Consider the following 23,122-nt stretch of genomic DNA (forward strand, 5'->3'; position numbering starts at 1 on the left):
ACATGATCCGCATCACGCTTTTCGAAATTGGCTCCTTCCTGCTGCCGTTCGCGCTGTTCCTGCTCTGGCGGCGCCTGTCCAGCCGTGCGCCCGATGCCGGACGCATGCCGACCTTGCGCCTTGCCGCCGCGGGGGCGGCCAGTGCGATCGTGATGATGCTGGTCCTGATCGTGCTGGATGCCAATCGGGCCGGCCATGCGGGCGAGCGTTATGTGCCGCCGCAAAATGTCGATGGTCGCATCATCCCCGGTCATTTCGTCCCGGCCGACGACGACGGCGATAACGCCCCCCCGGCAGATAGCGACCCCGACGACCCGCAATGACGACGCCGCGACTGGATCCGGCCCGACATGGCTGGATGACCGCTACGGCCACTCGCCGGGTCATGGCCGCGCTGGCCGCCGCAGGGCAGGGGCAGTCGCGCTTTGTCGGTGGCTGTGTCCGCAATGCACTGCTGGGTGAGCCGGTCGCCGATGTCGATATCGCCACCCAGCTTGATCCCGACCAGGTCATCGCCGCCGCGAAAGCGGCCGGGCTGAAGCCGGTGCCAACCGGCAAGGCGCATGGCACCATAACCGTGGTCTGTGATGGCGAGCCCTTCGAGGTCACCAGCCTGCGCCGTGATGTCGCGACCGATGGGCGCCGCGCCGTGGTCACCTTCACGCAGGACTGGGCGGAAGATGCCCAACGCCGCGATTTCCGCCTCAACGCGCTCTACGCTGATGCCGACGGCTCGATTTTTGACCCGACCGGTGGTCTGGAAGACGTGCAAAACCGCCGCTTCGTCTTTGTCGGAGACGCCGGGATGCGCATCCGCGAGGACTATTTGCGCATCCTGCGCCTGTTCCGATTCGAGGCCTGGTATGGAACCGGGTCACCGGACGAGACGGCGATGGCTGCCATTCTCGAACACAGGGACGGCTTGCATAAATTATCCGCCGAGCGGGTCTGGGCGGAGCTGAAAAAGCTGCTGGCAGCAGGCGATCCGCTGGCCGCCGTGACACGCATGCGCGACGCCGGTCTGCTGGATTTGATCCTCGGAGTGAACGGATCATTAAGAGTCCTGCGCGGTATCATTGCGCAAGATGTAGAATACGGATTAGCGCCCGATTCGATGTTGCGATTTGCGGCGCTCGCCGATGGCGGACCGGAAAGGATCAGGACCATGGCAGCGAAGATGAAAATGTCGAAGGCAGAAGCCGGCCGGCTCGAGGGCGCGGTCAATCCCGTCGCCCGCGAGGATGTCCACAAGGCCTGGTCGGATTCGGCCGCCGCGGAACGCGCCATCATGGCGCTGGGCGCACGCGCCTTTGAAGATCAGGTCCGGCTTGAGGCCGCCGGCGAGGTGGCCCCGCCGCCGCGCGACTGGACCCTGCTGGCCAAATTCGCCCGCGAATGGAAAGAGCCAGAATTCCCGGTCAAGGGCGGCGACCTCATCCTGCTCGGCTATGAGCCCGGCCCGATGCTCGGCGACGCGCTCGATGAACTGAAGGCGGCCTGGATCGCCGACCGGTTCGAGCCGACCAAGGACGAGCTGATCGCCCGGCTGAAAAAGCACTAGGTCGTCAGCCCACCGACGAGATTGAAAACCCCGGCCTCACAGCCGGGGTTTTTTCTTGGGTCCTGTCTTCAGATATCCAGATTGAGGTACATCGCGGTGAAGGCGAGGCTGTCGACGGCGCCATGGGCGATGATGTTGGGCCAGAGATTGCGCTTGTTGACGAGATAGAGCGTGCCCAGCGCCAGCCCGATCAGCCCGGTGACGATCAGGCCGCGAATGCCCTGGTAATAGGCATGGGCGATGCCGAAGATCAGGGCCGGGATGAGGATGGCGACAAAGCTCGCCCAGCGGGCATCGGGCAGCAGCTTGCCGATGCGGTTGATCAGATAGCCGCGAAAGAAGATCTCCTCGCCGAAGGCCGCACTGGTCCAGCCGATCGCCATCCACATCAGATAGACCGGCAGATTGCCCTCGATATTGCCCCATCGGGCTTCGACGCCCTCCTGGGTGCCTTCGGTTGACCAGAAACCCAGCGCATCGCCGGCGAGGGCGGTCCCCGCACCGATGCCGAGAATGGCGACAACGCCGAGCAGGGCCTGGGGCAGGACCAGCGGAACGGACCACCAGCGCTTCAGGCGGCGCAGGCCGAAGCTGGCCCAGCTTTCCTTGTGGCGGATCGTGAAGCCGGCGATGGTCACCAGGGTGAAGGCCAGAGAGATCGGCCCGGCAAACCGCCAGGCGATCTGGTCGAAGATGAGTTTGGTGCCGATCAGAACGGCCATCACGATGGCGAGTTCGATGATCAGGCTGGTCGTGCCCCGGGGCGGTGTCGTGGTCATGCTGCTATCCTCAAGCGTGAACCGCACAAGCGGTCAGTGAAGGACAGGATGCCGATGCGATGGGGCGGGGTCTTGTATGATCGTGCGGGCGAACTGGCCCGGCGTGATGCCATAGGCAGCCTTGAAATGGCGGCTCATATGGGCCTGGTCGACGAAGCCGGCATCCTGCGCCGCGTCAGCCAGCCGGTCGCCCCCGGCGATGGCCTGGCGAACCTGATCGAGACGGCGCTGGGTCAGGTATCGCGCCGGGCTGGTGCCGCGCAGGGTCCGGAAGTCGCGGCTTAACTGCCAGCGATCCAGCCCGGTCAGACCTTCCAGCTCGTCCAGTGACACCCCGCGGGCGCTGTGGGCGCGGATATGGTCACAGGCGGCCTCGACCATCGCGCGGGTGACCGGGCTTGTGGCGACGGGAGCATCACTGAGGCAGTCCAGTGCCAATGCCAGATCGATCAGGGCGCTCTCCTGGTCGAGGGCGTCAGCCTGCGGAGGCAGGTCCAGCATGGCACGGACAGCGTTGATCAGGGCCGGATCGCGACTGACCCCGCCGGGCAGGAAGGGCAGTCCGCCGCCGGGCCGGTGACGGGCCAGGATTTCCGGCAAGATGTTCAGACCGGCATAGCCGAACCCGCCTTCAGCGCCCGGACGGCCGTCATGCAGTTCATCAGGATGCAGGACGACCACGGCGCCGGGCTGCGAGCGCCGCGTGGCCCCGCGATAGTCAAAGTCCTGAACCCCGCGCGTGGTCAGCGCGAAGGTGTAGGTATCGTGCCGGTGCGGCGAGAAAGCCGTCGCAACGATATCGGCGCGAAAGCGCTGGACGGGCAGGGCGGCGTCAAGGGGCATAGGTGGTCCGGTGGCTGCTTTGCCCACTGGATGCCTGTCAGCCCGCTAACGGATGCAGGACGCGCTGCGGTCTACGGCCACTTCGCCTCAGGCGGCATGCTCGAGAGGATGGACTTCACATTGCCGCCGGTCTCCAGGCCGAATTTGGTACCGCGGTCATGCAGCAGGTTGAACTCGGCATAGCGGCCGCGGCGGATCAGCTGTTCCTCGCGGTCCTCAGGCGTCCATGTCTCGCCCATGCGGCGACGGACGATTTTCGGATAGATGTCGAGGAAGGCGAGGCCGACATCGCGGGTGAAGGAAAAATCGGCATCCCAGTCACCGGTATTGTGACGGTCGTAGAAAATTCCGCCAATGCCGCGCGGTTCGTCGCGGTGGGGCAGGTAGAAATACGCGTCACACCATTTCTTGAAGCGGGCGTGGAAATCATCGCCGTGTTCGTCGCAGGCCTGTTTGCAGGCGGCGTGAAAGTCGATGGCGTCCGGGTGACGCTGGTTGCGGGCGCGGTCGAGCACCGGCGTCAGGTCCATGCCGCCGCCAAACCACCACTGGGTCGTGGTGATGAAGCGGGTATTCATGTGCACGGCAGGCACATGGGGTGACCACATATGGGCGATCAGCGAGACACCGGTCGCGAAGAAGCGCGGATCCTCGGCGGCGCCGGGGATTTGCTGGCGGAAGGCTTCGGAAAACTCGCCCTTCACCGCCGAAACATGCACGCCGACCTTCTCGAACAGGCGGCCGCGCATGATCGCCATCGTCCCGCCGCCCTCATCCTTCGACCCGTCACCGCGTGTCCAGGTTTCACGTTCGAATGTGCCGGCCTCGCCCGGATAGAGCGCCTCGGGTGCCTCCCGTTCCAAGGCTTCGAATTCGGCGCAGATCTTGTCGCGCAGGTCTTCAAACCAGCATTCCGCAGATTCGCGCTGGATGTCGGTGGCGGCAGAGGCGGGAGTGTGGGTCATGGCGGAATGTTTAGCGGAGTGAGTGGGGAGGGCAAGACGGGAGGCCTGCGCGCGGTGCCGCATCGGATGACGCCTCACCGTTGTCATCCCGGATGGACGCCCGGCGCAGGCCGGGCGCAGGTCCGGGACCCAGATGTTCGAACACAAAGGTCCCCGCCATCCGTCCGGCTTTCGCCGGACATACTGCGGGGATGACAAATTGAGACCGTTCACCCCAACTGCCGCGATGCCTCGGCCAAAGCGATTCCCGCCGAGACCGTCACGTTGAGCGAGCGCATGCCGTCGCGAATCGGAATCTTGACGCGACATGTCGCCGCGTCATGCACATCGTCGGGTACACCGGCACTTTCGCGGCCGAAAAGCAGGCGGTCATCGGGTCTGAATGAAAAATCCCACAGTTTTCCTGCACCCTTGGTGGTGAACAGGACGAGGCGCCCGGTCGCGGCTTGTGCACTTGCCTGGTAGGCGTTCCACGAGGCGTGGCGGAGCGGTGAAATGGCCGCTTGGTAGTCCATCGCCGCACGCCGGATCCCCTTGTCTGTCAGGGGAAAGGCACAGGGTTCGATGATGTCGAGTTCCGCCCCGAAACAGGCCGCGACCCGCATCGCTGCCCCCAGGTTTTGCGGAATATCCGGTTGAAAAAATACGATCCGCATTCTAAGCCGCGCTGAGACTGGACCCAACTGTCTGCATGCGGCATTGCGCCACCTACTGGTCAGTGCGTCCGGGAGTAGTTTATACCGCGTCAAACCCCGCATGTGCGGGCACGTCAAGTGAGACGTGGTTTTTCTGGGGCAGGGCCCGCATCCCGCGGTCCCCATTAGATAAGAGAAGAGGTCGGCTCGTGACGGAAGAGAACGGCGCGCCCGGTGCAGACGGACAAGAACCGTCCCGCCGCGACTTCATCTATATCGCTGCTGGCGGTGTGGCCGCTGTTGGCGGCGGTCTCGTGGCCTGGCCATTCATCGACCAGATGAACCCCGCAGCGGATACGCTGGCGCTGGGGTCCATCCGCGTTGATGTGTCTGTGGTCCCGGTGGGATCGGAAATCACCGTCATGTGGCGCGGTGGTCCGGTCTTCATCCGTCACCGCACCGAAGAAGAGATTGCCGAGGCCCGTGCGGTCGAGCTTGATGCTCTGCCGGACGAGGAGGCCCGCAATGACAATCTTCCCGCCGGCGTGCCGGGCACCGACGCCAACCGCGTCCTGCGTCCGGAATTCCTGATCGTGAAGGGCAATTGTACCCACCTTGGCTGTGTGCCGCTGGGTCTGGCGGCCAATACCGGCGATTATGACGGCTGGTACTGCCCCTGCCACGGTTCGCACTATGACACCTCGGCGCGGATCCGCCGCGGGCCGGCACCGGAGAATCTCCCGGTTCCGGACTACTACTTCGAGACCGAGACGACCGTGAAGATCGGTCTTTCGCCTGACGAAGCGTCTAACTCCGGGTGGGCTGTATCATGAGCGGACCTTCGACCTACAATCCGTCGACCGGTATCGAGAAATGGCTCGACGAGCGTCTCCCGATCATCCGCCTCGGCTATGACAGCTTCGTCGACTTCCCGACGCCGCGAAACCTGAACTACTGGTGGACCTTCGGCGGCATTCTCGCTGTCTTCCTGATGATCCAGATCGTCTCCGGCATCGTGCTGGCCATGCACTATGTGGCGCACGAGGACTATGCCTTCGACAGCGTCCAGCGGATCACCCGTGACGTGCCCTTCGGCTGGCTGATCCAGTCGATGCACGCCAACGGGGCCAGCTTCTTCTTCGTGGCCGTCTACCTGCACATGTTCCGGGGCCTGTATTACGGCTCCTACAAGGCGCCGCGCGAGATCCTGTGGATCCTCGGTGTCGTGATCTACCTGCTGATGATGGCCACCGGCTTCATGGGCTATGTTCTGCCCTGGGGTCAGATGTCCTATTGGGGCGCCATGGTGATCACCAACCTGATCGGTGCCTTGCCCTTCGTCGGCGATGCCCTGCGTGAATGGCTGTGGGGCGGTTTCTCCGTTGGTCAGTCAACGCTGAACCGCTTCTTCTCGCTGCACTATCTGCTGCCCTTCGTGATTGCGGCCGTTGTCGGCTTGCACATCTGGGCGCTGCATGTGCCGGGCAATGGCAATCCGGTTGGCCTCGAGACCCGCAAGGGCAAGGACAACAAGAAGGACACGCTGCCCTTCCATCCGTATTACACGGTCAAGGATGGCTTCGCGATCATCGTCTATCTGATGGTCTTCGCCACCTTCGTCTTCTTCCTGCCGACCGTGCTGGGCCATGCCGACAACTATATCGAGGCCAACCCGCTGGTGACGCCGGCGCATATCGTTCCGGAATGGTATTACCTGCCCTTCTACGCGATCCTGCGGGCCATCACCTTCGACATCGGTCCGATCGACGCCAAGCTGGGCGGTGTGCTGGCCATGTTCGGGGCCATCGGCATCCTGTTCGTCCTGCCCTGGCTGGATACGTCCAAGGTGCGCTCGATGCGCTACCGCCCGCTGACGCGTTGGTTCTTCTTGTTCTTCGTGGTGGCAGCGCTCGGCCTCGGCTGGTGCGGCGCCGTGAACCCGGATGACTACGTGCTGGGCATTGAGGGCTTCAAATTCCTCTATCTGGGTCAGTTCCTGACCTTCTATTACTTCGCCTATTTCATCGTCATCCTGCCGTTGATGGGCATTATCGAAAAACCCAAGGAGCGACCGGCCTCGATCGAAGCCGCGGTTCTTGGCTCGGACAAGGCCTGAGGGGAGCGACGATCATGAAGATGACCCGCATTTTCGCCGCCGCCATTGCGGCCCTGGGCTTCGCCGGCACGACGCTGGCCGCCGAAGGTGAGCAGTATCCGCCAAAGGAACACCACTGGCATCAGGACGGCCCGTTCGGCACCTATGACCGCCAGGCTGTTCAGCGCGGCTATCAGGTCTACCAGGAGGTCTGCGCCTCCTGTCACTCGATGGACCTGATGCGTTTCCGCAATCTGGCCCAGCGTGGCGGTCCGTTCGAAGAGGAAGCCTTTCCGAACCCGAACGACAATCCGATCGTGATGCAGATCGCGGCCAGCTATACCCGCGTCTGGGACCGGGACGAGATCAATGATGATGGTGATCCGGTCGAACGTGCCGGCCTGCCGTCTGATCCGTTCCCGGCACCGTTCCCGAACGTACAGATGGCACGAGCCTCCAATGGCGGTGCCTATCCGCCGGACCTGTCGCTGATCGTCAAGGCCCGCACCGGTGGCGAGAACTACATCTATTCCTTGCTGACCGGCTATTATGACGCGCCGGAAGACAGCCACCTGGCGCCGGGCATGTACTACAACCCGTACTTCGCCGGTGGCGCCATCGCCATGGCACCGCCGCTGGCCGAGGGCATCATCGAGTATGCCGACGGCACCGAAGCGACGGTCGAACAGATGGCCGAGGATGTGACCACCTTCCTCAGCTGGGCCGGTGATCCGCACATGGAAACGCGCAAGCAGATGGGCGTCATGGTTCTTCTCTTCCTGCTGATCTTCGCCATCCTGGTCTACCTGGCCTACCGTCAGGTCTGGGCCAATGTGAAGCACTAGGCTTCGCATGTTCGCTCAACGACTGATCAAGGCCGCCGTTGCGCTCGCAGCTGCGGCCTTTTTCGTTCCGGCCGCTGCCGCACAGGATCAGGTTCTTGATCCGGTCACGATCTTGCCGGGATTATGGGGGTGGGACACTGAGGTCCGCGAAGGTGCAGACTATGGGACATGCGAGAACGCGCCGTTGCGTATCTGGTTCTCCGATCGGGGCGAGCGGTATAACGCACAAAATGTCGGCAGCGAGGCGGTGTTCACGGCTCCCGTACTTGCGCACCTGCCCGCGACCGCGGAGCTGGCCGGTATCCTGATCCGGTATGATGACGAGGACCGCCTCGATGATGCTGGGAACGTGGTCGCTTGGTGGTTGGTGATGACCGGCGAGAACAGCTTTATCTGGATCCGCAATGACTGGGTCGGGACGGGCGGGTCGACAGCGCCCTTGGTCCGTTGTGATGACAGTTTGATCGGCTGACATGACCAGCTGGACACTCGGCATAATCGGTGGCTCCGGCCTGTATGCGCTGGACGGTCTCAGCGATGTCCGCAGCGAAACCATCGAAACACCCTGGGGCACCCCGTCGGCGCCGCTGACGCGCGGCTCTCTCAACGGGGTCGAGCTGGTCTTCCTGCCGCGCCATGGCGCCGGGCATGCCATCCCGCCGTCGGACATCCCCTTCCGGGCCAATATTGCCGCGCTGAAAATGGCCGGCTGCACGGATATCCTCTCCGTCTCGGCCTGTGGCTCGCTGCGTGAAGACCTGCCGCCGGGACATTTCGTGATGGTTGACCAGTATGTGGATCGCACGGTGGGGCGCGAGCGCTCCTTTTTCGGGACCGGATGCGTCGCCCATGTCCCGCTCGCCCAGCCGGTCTGTTCGCGCCTCGCCGCCCTGGCCGCTGACGCCGGCGAGGCCGAGGGCCTGCCGGTGAGGCGCGGCGGGACCTATCTGGCGATGGAAGGCCCGCAGTTTTCCACCCGCGCCGAAAGCGAGCTCTACCGGCAATGGGGCATGGATGTGATCGGCATGACCAACATGCCCGAGGCCCGGCTCGCCCGCGAGGCCGAGCTGCCCTACGCCTCGGTCGCCATGGTCACCGACTATGACTGCTGGCGCGATGAGGGCGAGAGTGTGGATGTGGCCAGCGTCCTGGCGGTCATGCAGTCCAACACCAAGGGCGCCAGACGCCTGCTCGACCGGTTGACCGGACGCCTCGCCGGGCTGCCGCGCACGGCGTCGCCCGATGGTATCGAGACCTGTCTCGACACGGCCATCATCACCCCGCCCGGCGCGCGGGATCCGGCGATGGTCGAGAGACTTCGCAGCATCGCCGCGCGGGTGCTCTGAGCCCCGGCCGCCCCCACGCATCACCCGGTTTTGACTGGACGCACTGGCAGGCCGGTGGTGTGATGCACCATGATATCTGCTCGCTTTCGCCTGAAACCCGTCTTGAATCCCATCCTGATGGCCGTCCTGTCGGTCAGTCTTTTGTCGGGCCCGACCGGGGCGGCCGACCGGATGAGTTTCCTGCCGCTTGATCCCGACAGCTATGCCGACAGCCGCAATGGCGTTGTGCGGCTGCTGTGTGTCGACAGCAGCAACGGCCATTCCTATCTCAGCCGCGCCGTCCTGCTGGACGTGACCGGGCCGGACAGTTCGCACGATGTCCTGCTGGCAGCACGTCACGGTGTGATCGGTTCGGCAGGTCAGCGTGCGTGCCAGGTCCAGGGCCAGGAGGCCGCCACGGGCCAGATCATCGACATGGTGGTCGCGCCTCAGGATCCGATGGAAGGCAATGAGTTCAGTGAGGACTGGGCCATCCTGCGCACCGCCGGGCGCTTGCCGGCCGATATTGCCCGCCTGCAGGCCGCCGGAGCCGGAACGGGTGCCGAGGGCCGCCTGACCATGGTCAACCGGGTCACCGACAACCGGGCCTGTCATGTCGAGGAAATCGCCGACTGGGAAGATGCCCGCCTGATCGTGCATGACTGTCCGGCCCGTCCCGGACTGTCCGGGTCGCCGATGGTGACGCTGATCAAGGGCGTGCCGCACGTCGTCGGCCTGCATGTCGGGCAATACATCATCTTGCAGGATGATGGCCGTCGGCTGGGCGTGGCGCGGCGTCTGTCGGGCGAGTTTCTCGACACGTTGGTCGCCTATATCGAGCCCGACAAGCCGTCCGGCGCAGTGCCCTGACGCCTGACCCCTTTCCCCCCAGGCAGGCCTCGTCCATAAATGGCGGGTAGCGGGGAGTGGGACATGCTTTTGATTTCCGGAATTTTCGTGGCGGTGCTGGGCGTTCAGCCACTCGACCTGCCGACACCGCGACCCGCCGTGGAATGCGCCGAACACCTGACCAATTGGAGTGCCCGGCGCAATTGCCTGCGTGGCCTGCTCGGTTCGGCCGAAGAGGCGCTCGACGAGGCTGCCGATGCCGCCCGCGAGGACGCCGACGAGATTGATGCGGATTCCGCCGGCCGCTTTGGCGCCCGCGTCGCCTTTGATGCAGCCCAGTCGGCCTGGCTGGCCTATCGCGACGCCGAGTGCGCGCGTCGCGCTGCCGCGATGTTCCTGTCCGCCGACTCGCGCGAGGAAATCACCTTGGACTGCCAGATCAGCCTGACCCGTGCGCGGGCGCACGAGCTGGCGGAGCGCTGAGCCACATGACGCCGGTCCTCCATATCGGCAATCGCCGCTTCTCCAGCTGGTCGCTGCGGGCGTGGCTGGTGCTGACAAAGGCCCGGATCGCCTTCGAGGACAGGTTGGTTCCGCTGCATGAAACCGACACCCGAAAGGCGCTGTCGGCGATCTCGCCCGGCGGCACGGTTCCGGCGCTTCACACAAAAAACGCGGTGATCTGGGATTCGCTGTCGATCAGCGAGTGGGCAGCCGAACAGGTGCCGGGCTTGTGGCCGTCTCATGAGGGCAAGCGGGCCCGGGCGCGCGCCGCGGTGTCGATGATGCATGCCGGCTTCCTCGCCATCCGCGAGAACTGTCCGATGGACCTTTGCCGGTCGCCATCGCCGATCGAGCTGCGCGACGAAACCCGGACCGATATCGCTGCCATGCAGGCGCTGTGGCATGATGTCAAAAGCGTCGACGGGCCCTGGCTGTTTGGCGACTGGTCCATTGCCGACGCCTTCTTCACACCGGTCGCCGCACGCTTTTTGGCCTATGACATACCGTTGCATGCCGAGGCCCAGGCCTATTGCGACACACTGCTGGCCGATGAAGACTATCTGCTGTGGCACCACGCCGCCCAGGCGGAAACCTTCGCCAACCCGTACGAAAACCTCATCTGACCCGATATCGAGGCGAGACCGATGGACCTGAAATCCGCCATCCGCACCATTCCGGACTATCCGAAGCCGGGTATCCAGTTTCGTGATGTGACGACCCTGATTGGCGATGCCCGGGCGTTTCGCGTGGCCGTGGATCGCATGGTCCAGCCCTGGGCCGGGGCCAAGATCGACAAGGTCGCGGGGACCGAGGCGCGCGGCTTCATCCTGGGCGGCGCTGTCGCCCACCAGCTCTCGGTCGGCTTCGTCCCGGTCCGCAAGCGCGGCAAGCTGCCCTTTCGCACCCTGCGCGAGGACTACCAGCTGGAATATGGTCAGGACACGATCGAGATCCATGTCGACGCCATCGCCGAAGGCGACCGGGTGTTGCTGGTCGATGATCTGATCGCCACCGGCGGCACCGCCGAAGCCTCGATCAAACTCCTCCAGCGCGCCGGCGCCACGGTTGTCGGCGCCACCTTCATCATCGACCTGCCCGAACTGGGCGGCGCCACGCGTATCGAAGCGCTGGGCGTGCCGGTGTCGAGTCTCGTGGCGTACGAGGGAAAATAGACAGCCAGAGTCTTGGCGGGGAAGGTGGAACAGGATGTTCATAGGCCATTACGGACCGGCTCTTGCCGGCAAGAGCATCGCCAGAGCGGTGCCGCTCTGGGCCTTCTTTCTGGCGGTGCAGTTTGTCGATGTGCTCTGGGGCATCTTTGTCGCCAACGGGATCGAGCATGTCCGCATCGTGCCGGGTTTCACCGAGGCCAATCCGCTCGACCTCTATGACATGCCGATCACCCACTCCCTGCCCGGAGCGCTGGGCTGGTCGGTGCTGGCCGGCCTGGTCTGGGCGCTGGTATCGCCGAAGCAGAAGTGGATCGGTGGCATCGCCATTGCGCTGGCGGTGTTCTCGCACTGGATCCTGGATCTGATTGTCCATGTCCCCGACCTCGAACTGTGGCCCGGCGGCCTGCGGGTCGGGTTCGGCTTGTGGAACAACTACCCCGTCGCCCTCGCGGTCGAGTTCGGGGTCCTGCTGGCCGGTTTCGGGCTCTATCTGCGGGTGACCGAGGCGAAGGGGCTGATCGGCCGGATCTGGCCCTGGGTCTTCATGGCCCTGCTGGCGCTGGCGGAATATGCCAACCACACAACACCGGTTCCCGATGATTTCACGACCGCCGGTTATATGGGCACCATCACCTTCCTGCTTATCGCCGCGCTGGCCGCTATCTGTGACCTGACCCGGCGGACGCGCTGACCAACTGCGAACATGACAGACGCCGGACATGAAAAAGGCCCGGTCAATGAGACCGGGCCTTGTCCGTGTCAGGGGCGGTTGATCAGTCGGCGATCAGCGCCCGCACATCATCGGTCATCGTCAGCAGCGAGGGCTGGTGGATGTACATCATGTGGCCGGCTTCATAATAGCGGAAGTGGACTCGATCCTGGTCGAAGCCGGGCTGGTTGAACATCAGTTCGGCCGCGAAAAACGGCGTCGCCAGATCGTAATAGCCCTGTTGGACCAGCACTTCGAGATCGGAGTTCTGGCGCATCGCGCGGGCGATCCACGGGGCGACATTGATGTAATTGTTGTTGCCCGAACGACCGGCATCCCAGTTCCAGCCGCGCACGCCGCCAATGGTCGAGTAATACTCGGTCAGATCGACGCCGAGCGTCCGACCGAAATAATCGAGCATCGAGGCGGTGAAGCTGCCATCAATGCCGTAGAAGCTGGGATCGGTCTCCGGCGTGTCGCCGACACCATCCACCTCGACGCCGGTATAGCGGCTGTCCAGTCGTCCCACCGACAGCCCTTCATTGCGTCGCAGTTCGCGCATGAAACGCTGCAGCGGAACCCGCATGTTGGCGCGCTCGAGGTAGATTTCCGAAAGGCCTGTGAAACGCGACAGTGTTGCGATCACCCGATCGCGGCGGTCATCGGGTAGCGACACGCCATGCATCAGGGCCGGCATGTACTCCTCGATCGCGAAGGTCCGGGCGCCGGTGAGGAAGGCTTCGATATCGCCTCCCCAGGCGGCGCGGTCGACCTTGCCGTGATACCAGGCGGTGGCCGCATAGCCCGGCATCAGGCCGACATAGCCGATATCATTGCCGTCCGAGGTATCGTCAAAACGGAAGTCCAGCACGGTCGAGATCAGCGCGACGCCATTGATCGAGACGTCGGTATAGCTGCCCTCCAACTGGTTCAGCAGCGAGCCGATGCGCAGCGTGCCATAGCTCTCGCCCAGGAGGTATTTCGGCGAATTCCAGCGCTGGTTCTCTGACAGCCAGATGCGGATGAACTGGGCCAGGCTCTCGCCATCCTCATTGACGCCCCAGAAGTCGCTGCCTTCGCTTTCGCCAATGGCGCGCGACCAGCCGGTCCCGACCGGGTCGACGAAAACAAGATCGGCGACGTCGAGGATGGAGTAGGCGTTCTCGACCACGTCAAAGGGTGCGGCGCCGTCATCCATCGCGTCGGGCAGGACCAGACGCTGCGGGCCGAACACGCCCATGTGCAGCCACAGGCTGGCCGAACCGGGGCCGCCATTGAAGACAAAAGCGACCGGCCGCGTGCGCGGATCATCCGTGCCGTCAGCGATGTAGCTGGTGGCGAAGATCGCGGCGGTCGGATTGCCGTCTTCATCGCGCAGGAAGGTCTCGCCGGCGGTGGCGGTATAGCGGATGCGCTCGTCACCGACGGTGACCTGGCCGCGGCTTTCCCAGACGCGCGGCTCCGGCGTATCGTCGGCCTCTTGCGCTGCGGCAGGCAGTGTAAGGGCGACCGCTGTGATGGCGGCGGCGAATAGTCGGAACATGGTGAAACTCCCCGATGGTTTGACCGGTTATGGTTGGCGGGGAGAGTAGGGCGCTCGCGCGGCCAGGCAAAGCCCGCATGGTGTGCGGCTTTGCAACCGGCGGGGCTAGCAGTCGGCGGTGTGGGCGACGATCCGCATTTCCACAAACAGGGCGTCGGACCATAATTGCTCGACGCCAATTCCTGACCAGGCCGGCCAGGGCTGCTCGGTGATGAATTCCTCCCGCACGGCGCGGAAGATTTCCTGATGCTCGCGCATGTCAACATGGAAGCTGGTCATTTCGACGACATCGCTCCAGTCGCAGCCTGCGCTGTTCAGTACGGTTTCCGCTCGCTGGAATGCGTCGCGAATAGCGGTTTCATACGATTCCGCCGTTCGCGCCTCGCTCAGCCGGATATAACCGACGACGCCTGACAGATAGAGACGGTCTCCTGCGCTCACCGCCGAGGACATCCGGAAATGCTCCGCGCCCTCACGATCAGCCGGAGGGATGAAGGCTTCGACCGCCGGGCGCTCCGCTGCGGAGGCAGGGGTGGCCTGAAGCAGAGTGGTAAGGGCTGCAAGCGCAAGCAAGGTCATGGCATATCTCCGTTTTCCGGACGATAGCCGCCAGTGCGCGCAGGGCGGGATCGCGAAGTCAGAACGCCGTGTCACATCAGCGTGAGGCTCAGCGCTTCTTCTCCACCAGAAGGGTCTTTGGACGGCGTTCGCGGGCGGTCTTGAACAGCTGGAAGCTCTGATTGACGAAATTGGTCACATCGGTGAGCGAGCGCATGAAACTGACCAGTTCCTCGGTCTTTTCCGCCTCGACCAAGCGCAGCGGTGCCGCCGGATCGCCGCCCTCAAAGCGCACGTAGAACAGAGGCTCGCCGCGCTTGAGGATCAGGTCCTTACTGGTGTCGTGCCATTCAAAGGCCCACATGTGGGCGCGTGGCCAGATATCGGCCGGGAAGCGACCGCACATCATCACGCCGGGACGCTGGCTGGCTTCATAGTGCAGGAAGGGCGGGAACTGGTTCACGTAGAGCGGGTCATCCGACACGAAGACGTAGGGCGTCACCAATTGCAGCATCGGCCGGGCCGGATGGCGCCATTCATTCTGCGGTGACATCATCAGGATCTGCTGCAGACCGGCCGGCCGGGTCGAGGCTTGTGGTCCCTCGATATTGGTCAGCTGGAGCTGGCCCTGCGCGTTCTTGACCATGCGCAGGTGCAAGTCGATCGGGCAGGGGATGGCATAGTGGCGCCGGTCAAACTCGATCGCGGCCGGGCAGGACACGGCCGATTTCGAGGTCGCCGGCTTGTCATGGGAAAAACTGACCGGCTTGGGCGCGTCCCAGATCAGGCTCGACTTCTCGTCCTTGAGAAACCAGCCCGCCCTCATCACCCGCCGTTCGGCATGAGCAGCCTCGTCTTGCATCCGGCGATAGAGCTTCACGAACATGGTGTGCGTTCCCTGAGACTGGCATCGAGCAGGTGCAAGCTAGGCCAAGCTCGGTTGAGAGGCGAGGGCGGTATTGCAGGTGGTGGTGTCCGGCGCCGCTCCGCGCTATAGCGCCGCCATGAATTACCGCCACGCGTTTCACGCCGGAAACTTCGCCGATGTGCTCAAGCACTCGGTGCTCGCCCTGTGCCTTGAACATCTCAACGCCAAGCCCAAACCCTATCGGGTGATTGACACACATGCCGGGATTGGCGGCTATGACCTCGCCTCCTCGGAAGCCGAGCGCTCGCCGGAATGGAAGGACGGGATCGGCCGCCTGATCGATGCCGACCTGCCCGAGCCGGTGCAGGCCATGCTGGGCCCCTGGCTCGACATTGTCCGCGACATGAACCCGAACGGCATCAAGGCCTATCCCGGCTCTCCGGAGATTGCGGCGCGTCTGACGCGCGAGGAAGATCGTGTGCACCTGTGCGAGTTGCACGAGGCGGACAGCGTCACGCTGGACAACCGCTATCGCCGCGACGCCCGCATCAAGGTCGAGCGCCGCGATGGCTACAAGGCGCTGAAAAGCCTGGTGCCGCCGAAGGAAAAACGCGGCCTGGTGCTGATTGATCCGCCTTTCGAGGACCGCGATGAGTTGGCCCATATGGCCGAGGCGGTGATGGGCGCGCTGGCGAAATGGCCGACCGGTACCTTCATCTTCTGGCGTTCATTGAAAAACCTGTGGGCCGCTGACCGCTTCGACAATGGCCTTGCTGAATGGCTGATCTCGGAGAAGGATTTCGAGCCGGAAAAAATCCTGCGCGCCGATCTGTGGATCCGTGATCTCGCCTCCGAGGGCAAGCTGGCCGGGGCGGGCGTGGTCATCATCAACCCGCCTTTCACGCTGGAAGACAAGCTGGTCAGCGCCATGCCCTGGCTGGCCGAAACGCTTGCTCAGGGCAATGGCTATGGCTGGCGCGTCGATGGTGGCCTGACCGAGGATGACCTGGACGAGGGCGGGGAGTAGGCTGACCTCCGCTTGTCATCCCCGTGGAATGTCCGGCGAAGGCCGGACGCAGGGCGGGGATCTATGTGCCTGCAACCAGCTAGGTCCCTGACTTTCGCCCGGCCTTCGCCGGGCGTCCATCAGGGATGACAAGGGGTGGCGTTGGAGACCTTGGTGATCGTTTCATCGCACCCAATCTCCTCGCGTACGGGTTGAATTTCCCTGCCAAGTCCCCACCTTTGGCGCTCGCGCGGGGCAGAGCGCCTGACACTCGCTGAAGGCAGACCTTCCATGACCGATGAAACGCCGTCAGGCGCCGCCGAGACGGCCGTCCTGTCGATTGACGGGCTTTCGAAAACCTATGCCGGCGGCTTCACGGCGCTGAAATCGGTCGATCTGGACATCCGGAAGGGCGAGATCTTCGCCCTGCTGGGCCCCAATGGGGCCGGCAAGACCACGCTGATCGGGATTGTCTGCGGGCTCGTGAATGCCACAGCCGGGCGGGTCGAGGTTTTCGGGCATGACATAGACGGCGACTACCGCAAGACCCGCGCGCGCATCGGCCTGGTGCCGCAGGAAATGTCGATCGACATGTTCACCAAGGTCAGGGATGCAGTGGCCTATTCGCGCGGCCTGTTCGGCAAGCCGGCCGATCCTGACTATATCGAGCAGGTGCTCAGGGACCTGTCGCTGTGGGACAAGCGGGACACCCAGATGCGGGCCCTGTCCGGCGGCATGAAGCGCCGGGTGATGATCGCCAAGGCGCTGTCGCACGACCCCGACATTCTCTTCCTCGACGAGCCGACCGCCGGTGTTGATGTCGAGCTGAGACAGGGCATGTGGCAGGTGGTCGAAAAACTGCGCCAGCGCGGCAAGACGATCATCCTGACCACGCACTATATCCAGGAAGCCGAGGAAATGGCCGACCGGGTCGGGGTGATCCGTCAGGGCGAGATCGTGCTGGTCGAGGAGACCGCCACCCTGATGGCCAAGCTGGGTCGCAAACAACTCATCCTGCAGCTGGCCGAACCGCTCAAGGCCCTGCCGCCGGAACTGAGCGTCGAAGGCCTGTCGCTCGCACCGGACGGCGACGCCCTGCATTTCGACTATGACACCAAGGCCGACCGACCCGGCATCACGACGCTATTGGCCAGCCTCAATGCGGCTGGTGTGTCGGTGCGCGATCTGGAGACGCGGCAGAGCTCGCTGGAAGAAATCTTTGTCGACCTGGTCGGAGGTGCATCATGAACTGGCGCGGCGCAGCAACGATCTACAAGGCCGAAATGGCGCGCACCGGACGCACGCTGATGCAGTCCATCCTCGCTCCGGTGATCTCGACCTCGCTCTATTTCGTCGTCTTTGGCGCCGCCATCGGCTCGCGCATGGAGTCGATTGACGGTATTGGCTATGGCGCCTTCATCGTGCCCGGCCTGGTGATGATGATGATCCTGATGCAGTCGGTCTCCAACGCGGCCATCGGCATCTATTTCCCCAAATTCAACGGCACCGTCTATGAGTTGCTCTCCGCCCCGATCTCGGCGCTGGAAGTGGTGATCGGATTTGTCGGAGCAGCGGCGACCAAGTCCCTGATCCTGGGCGCGCTGGTGATGGTCACCGCGGCCTTCTTCGTGCCGATGGAGATCCAGCACCCGCTGGCCATGCTGGCCTTTCTCATCATGACTTCGGTGACTTTCTCCCTGTTCGGCTTCATCATCGGCATCTGGGCGGACAATTTCGAACAGCTCAATATCGTGCCGATGTTGATCGTGACGCCGCTGACCTTCCTCGGCGGCAGCTTCTATTCGATCTCGGTCCTGCCGCCCTTCTGGCAGACCGTCACCCTGTTCAACCCGGTCGTCTATTTGATCTCCGGCTTCCGCTGGAGCTTTTACGGCGTGTCAGACGTCGATATCGGCATCTCGCTGGCCGCCATCGCCGGCTTCTTTGCGGCCTGCGTCACCATTGTCTGGTGGATGTTCAAGACCGGCTATCGCCTCAAGACCTAAGGACGCCCCCGTGACCCACCGCTATGCCATTTTCGACGTCTTCACCGATCAGGCCCTGGCCGGAAATCCGCTCGCCGTGGTCTACGGGGCGGATGATCTGGACGAGGTCGCCATGCAGGCCATCGCCGCCGAGTTCAACCTGTCCGAGACGGTCTTCATCACCGAGCCGCGCGGCCGCGATGCCGATTATGGACTGCGCATTTTCACACCGCACGAGGAGCTGCCCTTTGCCGGCCATCCGACCATTGGCGCGACGGTCGCCCTGACCCTGGCCAGCGGTGCCGGCGAGGGCCAGCGAAAGCGCTTCGTGCTGGAAGAGACGGTCGGCGATGTCACGGCGGACGGACGGGTCAATGGTGAGCGTCACGGTTCCGCGCGGTTCTTCGCTCCGAAACTGCCTGAACAGGTCGGCGAGCTGCCTGACTATGCCGCCATCGCGGCGGCGCTGGGACTGCAGACCGGTGACCTCCTGGATACACCGATCACCGGCGGCATCTGGTCGGCCGGCGTGCCCTTTGCGGTCGTGCCGGTCCGCGAGCCGGCCCGGCTGTCGGCCATCAAGCTGGATCTGGCCGCCTTTGAGGAGGTATTTGGGGGAGAGGCGCCGGTCTGTGCCCTCGTGGTCGCCAAGGCGACGCTGACCGAGCACACGACCGATTGGCGGGCGCGCATGTTTGGTCCGCATCTGGGGATCACCGAGGACCCGGCCACGGGCGGTGCGGCGGCGGCCTTTGCCGGCTTGCTGAGCGAGCAGGCCGGGCTGGGTGAGGGCGAGCATGGTATCGACATCTATCAGGGCGTCGAAATGGGTCGGCCCAGCCTGATCCGCCTGCGTCTCAAGCGCGAGAACGGCAAGCTGACCGACCTCATGCTGGGCGGCGATGCCGTCAAGATTGCCGAGGGCGAGCTCTATTCGACGGATCTGGGCTAGCCAAGCGTTCGCGCCGTGAAGACGTCGTCCCGGGCGACGCGGGGCAGGATCACGCGGATGAAATGCGTGGAATAGCGACGCAGGAAGCGCTTGCCCTTCTCCTCATCGCCGGTTTCCAAAGCCCGCAGGCGGATAAGCGCACTGTGCTCTTTGCCATCGAGGTCGAAATAGCCGATCCGCTTGCCCGGCGAGGCTGCGGTGATGCCGGCCGCCAGTGATGCCTCGTAGCTGGGCGGTATCCGGTCACGCAGGAAATTGGCCAGAAGCTCGCGGCGGTCGAGATGCAGCGAGAGCCGGTTCTTGTGGCAGCTGTTTATATGCCGGTCCTGGATCAGCGAGAGCTGGGCGTCGATCTCGATCTGGGTGACGTTGTGACCGGCGCGGAACTGGGTTTGCTTGCTCTTCTTCGGGGCTGTCAGCCAGATCGAGAAGTCATCGACCGGCAGGCCGGTATGATCCACTGCTTCGACCACGATCTGGTAGAATTCCCGGAACCGGTTGCCATCGGCGCTGGCGCGCCCGAACACACGTTCGCGCAGGGCATCGGCCTCATCGCCATCCTGGGCCAGCTTGCGCGTTGCCAGACAGATGTTGGCCCAGTCGCTGGCGACATTGCGGTAGGCGGTGGCTGACGAGGTGCCCAGGGCTTGCAGGATGAGATCTTCGAGGCGCCCCGCAATGTCAGGGTCCTTGGACGCGCTCTCCTTGGCGGCGGGTTTGAGAATGCTCAGATGGCTGCGATCGGGAAGGACCGCGAACGGCGTGTTGTCCGGGCCGCGCCGTGTCCAGGCGGTGAATTCCGGTTCCAGGATCGAGCCCCTGGTGAAATCGACCGTGACCCCGCGCGGATCGATATTGGCGGTGGCGATGCGGACGGTCCCGTCCCAGGCCTTCTCACCCAGTATGCCTGTGCCGAAGATCGGGTCGGCGCCGACGATCACGAAGGGGCGGGTGCCGCTGTCGGAATAGGGGCTGTCTGTTGACCCGTCGACACTCAACCGGTCGCGCAGGGCCAGGTCTTCCTGGAATTGTGAGGCCAGTTCCAGGGCATTGAGGAAATGGGTCCCGGTCTGGAAACCATTGGTGAAGCCCTTGGTCAGGCGGCCCAGTGTCGACTTGCCGATGGTCGCCAGGGGCGAGCCGAAATTGGCCGGGGCCAACATCAGGAAATTGGCCACCGGGGCACCGCCGCGCGGATAGTATTCAGCCATCCACCAGCGCGCCACGAGAGCTCCGGTCGAGTGTACGACGACATGGAATTTCGCCGGCAGGCTGCCCTCGGCCTGCAGGTCGGCAATCACCGTGTGAAGGCGGCGACCGGAGTCCTCGATGCGGACATCATCGTCCATCGACGGATAGCCGCCCAGAAAGACGTCGCGGGTTTCATAGCCGTGCGCTGTCAAAAGTGCGCCGATCTTGGCCATCGATCGGTCAGTCGCGCTCCATCCGTGGATCAACAGGACGTGTTCGCTCATTGCAACCTCCGGATATTTGCGCGGAGATTATCACCTTTTGCGGGAGTCTAACAGTACTCGTCCTCGGCCCCGTCCCACCACGGATGCCAGGGCGGCAGGTCGGTTGAGACTTTCATCGGGAAGTCGGGAGCGCGTTTTTCCAGGAAGGACATCACGCCCTCCTTTGCATCGGCGCCCATGCCGGCATGCAAGATGCCCAGGCTCTCGACGCGGTGCGCTTCCATGGGATGGGCCGCACCCTGCATGCGCCAGGCCATGCGCCGCATCATCGCGACAGAGACCGGAGCACAACGCTCGGCGATCATGCGGGCCCGCTCGCGGGCTTCGGCCATCAGGTCCTCCGCCGGCACGACGCGGGCCACCAGACCGGCCTCGAAGGCTTCAGCCGCCGAGAAGGTGCGCCCGGTCAGCCCCCAATCCATCGCGGTCGAGATGCCGACGACGCGCGGCAGAAACCAGCTCGCACAGCCATCCCAGACGATGCCGCGCTTGGCGAAGGGATAGGCGAACTTTGCCTCCATCGAAGCGAGGCGGATATCCATCGGCAGGATCATCGTCGCGCCAATCCCGACCGCGGCACCATTGATGGCGCCGATGACCGGTTTCAGTGTGTTCCAGATGCGCAGGTTCAATACCCCGCCACGGTCCCGCCATTTCGGATCGGTCTCGTCAAACTCACCGCTCTCACGCGCCTGGGCGACCATGTTGAAGGTCTCGGCCCCGGTTGACAGGTCCGCCCCGGCACAAAAGGCCGGGCTCTCGCCGGTAAAGAGGATGGCTTTCACATCATCATCGGCGTCGGCCAGGTCGAGCGCCGCAATGATCTCGTCGCCCATCTCATAGGTGAAGGCATTGAGCCGGTGAGGCCGGTTCAGCGTGATCGTCGCGACCTGGTCTTCGACGGCGTATTTGATGGTGTCGTACGGCAAGGCATGTCCCCTCAAGCGCGGCGTGTTGTCGGCATGATGGGATGGATTGGAGAGGGGGGCCAGAGGGTAGACTGTTGGCTCGCGTGGCCTTGCACACCCAACCGTTGTCATCCCCGCTGGACGTCCGGCGCAGGCCGGACGCAAGGCGGGGACCAACATGATTCCGACACATAGGTCCCTGACTTTCGCCCTTCCTTCGCAGGGCGTCCAGCGGGGATGACAAAGGTGGCGCGTGGACGAGCGTAGCGCTGCCCGTCCCCTAATCCTCGCCGGTCTGGAACAGCTTGCCGCGTTCGGTCCAGAACACGATGGCCAGGGCGGTGCCGGCCATCAGGGCCTGGCTGACGATCAGCGGGGTAGCGGTGCCGTCATAGAGCTGGCCGACATAGGAGCCGATAGCCGCACCAACAACGCCGGTAACGAAGCCATAGACCGCCGAGGCGGTCCCTGCGATGTGCCCGACCGGCTCCAGGGCCAGGGCCGAGAAATTCGCGGCAATCAGGCCGAGAAAGGCCATTGCGGCTGACAGCAACACCAGGAAAAGGACGAAGTTGTCGATACCGCTCCACAGGACCACGGCATGGCCGGCGGAAATCACCGTGAAAGCGATCAGCGCGCTGTGTGACAGCCGCCGCTGGCCAAGCCGCATGACCAGCCGCGAATTGGCATAGCTGGACAGGCCGATCCCGCCGGCGATGGCGGCAAAGGCAATCGGAAAAGCGTCGTCGGACAGGCCGAAATGACCGACAAAGATCTGCTGGGAACTGCCCAGAAAACCGTACAGCCCTCCAAAGAAAGGAGCGCCGGCCAGTGTATAGCCGAGCATGACGCGATGCCTGACCGTCTCGCGAAACGCCGCCAGCAGGGGTTTGACCCGCAAGGGGACGCGAAACTGCGGGTGCAGGGTTTCCGGCAGGCGCAGCTGCAGCCAGACCATCAGGCCCAGCCCAAACAGGACGAGGAAGGCGAAAATCCAGCGCCAGGGGGCGATGGTCAGGATGGCCTGCCCCAGCATGGGAGCCAGTATTGGCACCGCCATGAAGGCGGTCATGACCATGGATATCACTTCGGCCATGCGTCGGCCCGATGTCAGGTCGCGGGCGATGGCCGTCGCGATGACCCGGCAGGCCGCTGCGGCGGCGCCCTGGAAAAAGCGCGCCACGAGCAGCATATCGAAGGTCGGGGTCAGGGTGCAGATCAGACTGGTCAGGATGAAAAAGGCCAGTGCGAACTGGATCACGATCTTGCGTCCGAACCGGTCCGACAGCGGGCCATACAGAAGCTGGGCGACCCCGAAGCCGGTCAGATAGACGCCGATCACAAATTGCTGGTCGTTTTCGTTCCGCACGCCCAGATCGCCGGCGATGTCGTCGAGTGCCGGCAGCATCATGTCGATGGCCAGCGCGACCACGGCCGTCATCGCCACCAGCAGTGCGACGAGCTCCGTGATCGAAATCGGCATGGCTGTGCCGGTCGCCTTGGAAGGCTGTGTCATGACGTGCTCCCGGGGAGCGGTACGGAACC

The 23,122-nt window shown here is 63.9% G+C and carries 26 protein-coding genes; 16 read left to right on the plus strand and 10 right to left on the minus strand.

All coding sequences use genetic code 11. From position 1 onward, the window contains the following. Window positions 1-2 precede the first annotated feature (2 nt). Window positions 3-323 carry a DUF6111 family protein gene (locus VOI18_RS10715; RefSeq protein WP_323762403.1) on the plus strand — a complete coding sequence of 107 codons (321 nt, stop codon included), beginning with the start codon at window positions 3-5 and terminating at the stop codon, window positions 321-323. Then, window positions 320-1,561 (plus strand): CCA tRNA nucleotidyltransferase, encoded by a 1,242-nt coding sequence (locus VOI18_RS10720; RefSeq protein ID WP_323762404.1) that lies wholly within the window; start codon window positions 320-322, stop codon window positions 1,559-1,561. Before VOI18_RS10715 ends, VOI18_RS10720 begins: the two co-directional genes overlap by 4 nt. A gap of 68 nt (window positions 1,562-1,629) precedes the next feature. Here VOI18_RS10720 and VOI18_RS10725 read toward each other — a convergent pair whose 3' ends face one another. The 4 genes from VOI18_RS10725 to VOI18_RS10740 all read right to left on the minus strand — a co-directional run bounded on the left by VOI18_RS10725 (window position 1,630) and on the right by VOI18_RS10740 (window position 4,804). Then, complete coding sequence (locus VOI18_RS10725) at window positions 1,630-2,340, minus strand: CPBP family intramembrane glutamic endopeptidase (RefSeq protein WP_323762405.1); 711 nt, start codon at window positions 2,338-2,340, stop codon at window positions 1,630-1,632. A 33-nt stretch (window positions 2,341-2,373) separates the two neighbouring features. Next, the gene (locus tag VOI18_RS10730; RefSeq protein WP_323762406.1) at window positions 2,374-3,183 is read right to left on the minus strand and encodes an AraC family transcriptional regulator; all 810 of its coding nucleotides are present in this window, start codon (window positions 3,181-3,183) and stop codon (window positions 2,374-2,376) included. A gap of 71 nt (window positions 3,184-3,254) precedes the next feature. Continuing rightward, the gene (hemF, locus tag VOI18_RS10735; protein ID WP_323762407.1) at window positions 3,255-4,148 is read right to left on the minus strand and encodes an oxygen-dependent coproporphyrinogen oxidase; all 894 of its coding nucleotides are present in this window, start codon (window positions 4,146-4,148) and stop codon (window positions 3,255-3,257) included. Between the two features lie 209 nt (window positions 4,149-4,357). Beyond that, complete coding sequence (locus tag VOI18_RS10740) at window positions 4,358-4,804, minus strand: tRNA (cytidine(34)-2'-O)-methyltransferase (RefSeq protein WP_323762408.1); 447 nt, start codon at window positions 4,802-4,804, stop codon at window positions 4,358-4,360. A gap of 188 nt (window positions 4,805-4,992) precedes the next feature. Between VOI18_RS10740 and petA the strand changes: the two genes are divergently transcribed. The 10 genes from petA (at window position 4,993) to VOI18_RS10790 (ending at window position 12,264) form a co-directional block, all read left to right on the plus strand. Then, entirely contained in the window at window positions 4,993-5,616 is a 624-nt protein-coding gene (petA, locus tag VOI18_RS10745; RefSeq protein ID WP_323762409.1) for a ubiquinol-cytochrome c reductase iron-sulfur subunit, read from the plus strand. Continuing rightward, a complete protein-coding gene (locus VOI18_RS10750; RefSeq protein WP_323762410.1) occupies window positions 5,613-6,899 on the plus strand; it encodes a cytochrome b in 1,287 nt (428 codons plus the stop codon). Before petA ends, VOI18_RS10750 begins: the two co-directional genes overlap by 4 nt. A 14-nt stretch (window positions 6,900-6,913) precedes the next feature. Next, window positions 6,914-7,723, plus strand: coding sequence for a cytochrome c1 (locus tag VOI18_RS10755; RefSeq protein WP_323762411.1), 810 nt, complete (start codon window positions 6,914-6,916; stop codon window positions 7,721-7,723). Between the two features lie 7 nt (window positions 7,724-7,730). Further along, entirely contained in the window at window positions 7,731-8,195 is a 465-nt protein-coding gene (locus VOI18_RS10760; RefSeq protein ID WP_323762412.1) for a hypothetical protein, read from the plus strand. Between the two features lies 1 nt (window position 8,196). Further along, complete coding sequence (locus tag VOI18_RS10765; RefSeq protein ID WP_323762413.1) at window positions 8,197-9,069, plus strand: S-methyl-5'-thioadenosine phosphorylase; 873 nt, start codon at window positions 8,197-8,199, stop codon at window positions 9,067-9,069. A gap of 102 nt (window positions 9,070-9,171) precedes the next feature. Beyond that, window positions 9,172-9,918: a hypothetical protein gene (locus VOI18_RS10770; RefSeq protein ID WP_323762414.1), complete on the plus strand. Its 747-nt coding sequence runs from the start codon at window positions 9,172-9,174 to the stop codon at window positions 9,916-9,918. 63 nt (window positions 9,919-9,981) lie between these two features. Further along, window positions 9,982-10,380, plus strand: coding sequence for a lysozyme inhibitor LprI family protein (locus tag VOI18_RS10775; RefSeq protein ID WP_323762415.1), 399 nt, complete (start codon window positions 9,982-9,984; stop codon window positions 10,378-10,380). A 5-nt stretch (window positions 10,381-10,385) separates the two neighbouring features. Then, window positions 10,386-11,024, plus strand: coding sequence for a glutathione S-transferase (locus VOI18_RS10780; RefSeq protein ID WP_323762416.1), 639 nt, complete (start codon window positions 10,386-10,388; stop codon window positions 11,022-11,024). A 21-nt stretch (window positions 11,025-11,045) separates the two neighbouring features. Then, window positions 11,046-11,573, plus strand: a complete 528-nt coding sequence (locus VOI18_RS10785; RefSeq protein ID WP_323762417.1) for an adenine phosphoribosyltransferase — start codon at window positions 11,046-11,048, stop codon at window positions 11,571-11,573. 34 nt (window positions 11,574-11,607) lie between these two features. Beyond that, window positions 11,608-12,264 (plus strand): hypothetical protein, encoded by a 657-nt coding sequence (locus VOI18_RS10790; RefSeq protein WP_323762418.1) that lies wholly within the window; start codon window positions 11,608-11,610, stop codon window positions 12,262-12,264. Between the two features lie 82 nt (window positions 12,265-12,346). On the opposite strand, the gene VOI18_RS10795 is transcribed toward VOI18_RS10790, so the two are convergent. The 3 genes from VOI18_RS10795 to VOI18_RS10805 all read right to left on the minus strand — a co-directional run bounded on the left by VOI18_RS10795 (window position 12,347) and on the right by VOI18_RS10805 (window position 15,269). Next, window positions 12,347-13,825 (minus strand): S10 family peptidase, encoded by a 1,479-nt coding sequence (locus VOI18_RS10795; RefSeq protein ID WP_323762419.1) that lies wholly within the window; start codon window positions 13,823-13,825, stop codon window positions 12,347-12,349. A gap of 105 nt (window positions 13,826-13,930) precedes the next feature. Continuing rightward, the gene (locus VOI18_RS10800) at window positions 13,931-14,404 is read right to left on the minus strand and encodes a Rid family hydrolase (RefSeq protein WP_323762420.1); all 474 of its coding nucleotides are present in this window, start codon (window positions 14,402-14,404) and stop codon (window positions 13,931-13,933) included. An 88-nt stretch (window positions 14,405-14,492) separates the two neighbouring features. Further along, a complete protein-coding gene (locus VOI18_RS10805; RefSeq protein WP_323762421.1) occupies window positions 14,493-15,269 on the minus strand; it encodes a hypothetical protein in 777 nt (258 codons plus the stop codon). 85 nt (window positions 15,270-15,354) lie between these two features. On the opposite strand from VOI18_RS10805, the gene VOI18_RS10810 reads away from it, so the two are divergent. The 4 genes from VOI18_RS10810 (at window position 15,355) to VOI18_RS10825 (ending at window position 19,194) form a co-directional block, all read left to right on the plus strand. Then, window positions 15,355-16,278: a 23S rRNA (adenine(2030)-N(6))-methyltransferase RlmJ gene (locus VOI18_RS10810; protein ID WP_323762422.1), complete on the plus strand. Its 924-nt coding sequence runs from the start codon at window positions 15,355-15,357 to the stop codon at window positions 16,276-16,278. A gap of 270 nt (window positions 16,279-16,548) precedes the next feature. Beyond that, the gene (locus tag VOI18_RS10815) at window positions 16,549-17,505 is read left to right on the plus strand and encodes an ABC transporter ATP-binding protein (RefSeq protein ID WP_323762423.1); all 957 of its coding nucleotides are present in this window, start codon (window positions 16,549-16,551) and stop codon (window positions 17,503-17,505) included. Then, entirely contained in the window at window positions 17,502-18,263 is a 762-nt protein-coding gene (locus tag VOI18_RS10820; RefSeq protein ID WP_323762424.1) for an ABC transporter permease, read from the plus strand. The genes VOI18_RS10815 and VOI18_RS10820 overlap by 4 nt, the downstream gene beginning before the upstream one ends. A 10-nt stretch (window positions 18,264-18,273) precedes the next feature. Continuing rightward, window positions 18,274-19,194, plus strand: a complete 921-nt coding sequence (locus tag VOI18_RS10825; RefSeq protein WP_323762425.1) for a PhzF family phenazine biosynthesis protein — start codon at window positions 18,274-18,276, stop codon at window positions 19,192-19,194. Here VOI18_RS10825 and VOI18_RS10830 read toward each other — a convergent pair. From VOI18_RS10830 to VOI18_RS10840, 3 genes are all read right to left on the minus strand, one after another. Then, entirely contained in the window at window positions 19,191-20,669 is a 1,479-nt protein-coding gene (locus VOI18_RS10830; RefSeq protein ID WP_323762426.1) for a hypothetical protein, read from the minus strand. The genes VOI18_RS10825 and VOI18_RS10830 overlap by 4 nt on opposite strands. A gap of 47 nt (window positions 20,670-20,716) precedes the next feature. Further along, entirely contained in the window at window positions 20,717-21,598 is an 882-nt protein-coding gene (locus VOI18_RS10835) for an enoyl-CoA hydratase-related protein (protein ID WP_323762427.1), read from the minus strand. A gap of 259 nt (window positions 21,599-21,857) precedes the next feature. After that, window positions 21,858-23,093 carry a multidrug effflux MFS transporter gene (locus tag VOI18_RS10840; protein ID WP_323762428.1) on the minus strand — a complete coding sequence of 412 codons (1,236 nt, stop codon included), beginning with the start codon at window positions 23,091-23,093 and terminating at the stop codon, window positions 21,858-21,860. Window positions 23,094-23,122: the final 29 nt, after the last annotated feature.

The organism is Maricaulis sp. (assembly GCF_034670125.1).
In the GTDB taxonomy this organism is placed as follows: domain Bacteria; phylum Pseudomonadota; class Alphaproteobacteria; order Caulobacterales; family Maricaulaceae; genus Maricaulis.

Coding starts and splice junctions, on each gene's coding strand:
- VOI18_RS10715 (WP_323762403.1), top strand. CDS start 3: ATGATCCGCATCACGCTTTTCGAAATTGGCTCCTTCCTGCTGCCGTTC.
- VOI18_RS10720 (WP_323762404.1), top strand. CDS start 320: ATGACGACGCCGCGACTGGATCCGGCCCGACATGGCTGGATGACCGCT.
- VOI18_RS10725 (WP_323762405.1), bottom strand. CDS start 2,340: ATGACCACGACACCGCCCCGGGGCACGACCAGCCTGATCATCGAACTC.
- VOI18_RS10730 (WP_323762406.1), bottom strand. CDS start 3,183: ATGCCCCTTGACGCCGCCCTGCCCGTCCAGCGCTTTCGCGCCGATATC.
- hemF (WP_323762407.1), bottom strand. CDS start 4,148: ATGACCCACACTCCCGCCTCTGCCGCCACCGACATCCAGCGCGAATCT.
- VOI18_RS10740 (WP_323762408.1), bottom strand. CDS start 4,804: ATGCGGATCGTATTTTTTCAACCGGATATTCCGCAAAACCTGGGGGCA.
- VOI18_RS10750 (WP_323762410.1), top strand. CDS start 5,613: ATGAGCGGACCTTCGACCTACAATCCGTCGACCGGTATCGAGAAATGG.
- VOI18_RS10755 (WP_323762411.1), top strand. CDS start 6,914: ATGAAGATGACCCGCATTTTCGCCGCCGCCATTGCGGCCCTGGGCTTC.
- VOI18_RS10760 (WP_323762412.1), top strand. CDS start 7,731: ATGTTCGCTCAACGACTGATCAAGGCCGCCGTTGCGCTCGCAGCTGCG.
- VOI18_RS10765 (WP_323762413.1), top strand. CDS start 8,197: ATGACCAGCTGGACACTCGGCATAATCGGTGGCTCCGGCCTGTATGCG.
- VOI18_RS10775 (WP_323762415.1), top strand. CDS start 9,982: ATGCTTTTGATTTCCGGAATTTTCGTGGCGGTGCTGGGCGTTCAGCCA.
- VOI18_RS10780 (WP_323762416.1), top strand. CDS start 10,386: ATGACGCCGGTCCTCCATATCGGCAATCGCCGCTTCTCCAGCTGGTCG.
- VOI18_RS10785 (WP_323762417.1), top strand. CDS start 11,046: ATGGACCTGAAATCCGCCATCCGCACCATTCCGGACTATCCGAAGCCG.
- VOI18_RS10790 (WP_323762418.1), top strand. CDS start 11,608: ATGTTCATAGGCCATTACGGACCGGCTCTTGCCGGCAAGAGCATCGCC.
- VOI18_RS10795 (WP_323762419.1), bottom strand. CDS start 13,825: ATGTTCCGACTATTCGCCGCCGCCATCACAGCGGTCGCCCTTACACTG.
- VOI18_RS10800 (WP_323762420.1), bottom strand. CDS start 14,404: ATGACCTTGCTTGCGCTTGCAGCCCTTACCACTCTGCTTCAGGCCACC.
- VOI18_RS10805 (WP_323762421.1), bottom strand. CDS start 15,269: ATGTTCGTGAAGCTCTATCGCCGGATGCAAGACGAGGCTGCTCATGCC.
- VOI18_RS10815 (WP_323762423.1), top strand. CDS start 16,549: ATGACCGATGAAACGCCGTCAGGCGCCGCCGAGACGGCCGTCCTGTCG.
- VOI18_RS10820 (WP_323762424.1), top strand. CDS start 17,502: ATGAACTGGCGCGGCGCAGCAACGATCTACAAGGCCGAAATGGCGCGC.
- VOI18_RS10830 (WP_323762426.1), bottom strand. CDS start 20,669: ATGAGCGAACACGTCCTGTTGATCCACGGATGGAGCGCGACTGACCGA.
- VOI18_RS10840 (WP_323762428.1), bottom strand. CDS start 23,093: ATGACACAGCCTTCCAAGGCGACCGGCACAGCCATGCCGATTTCGATC.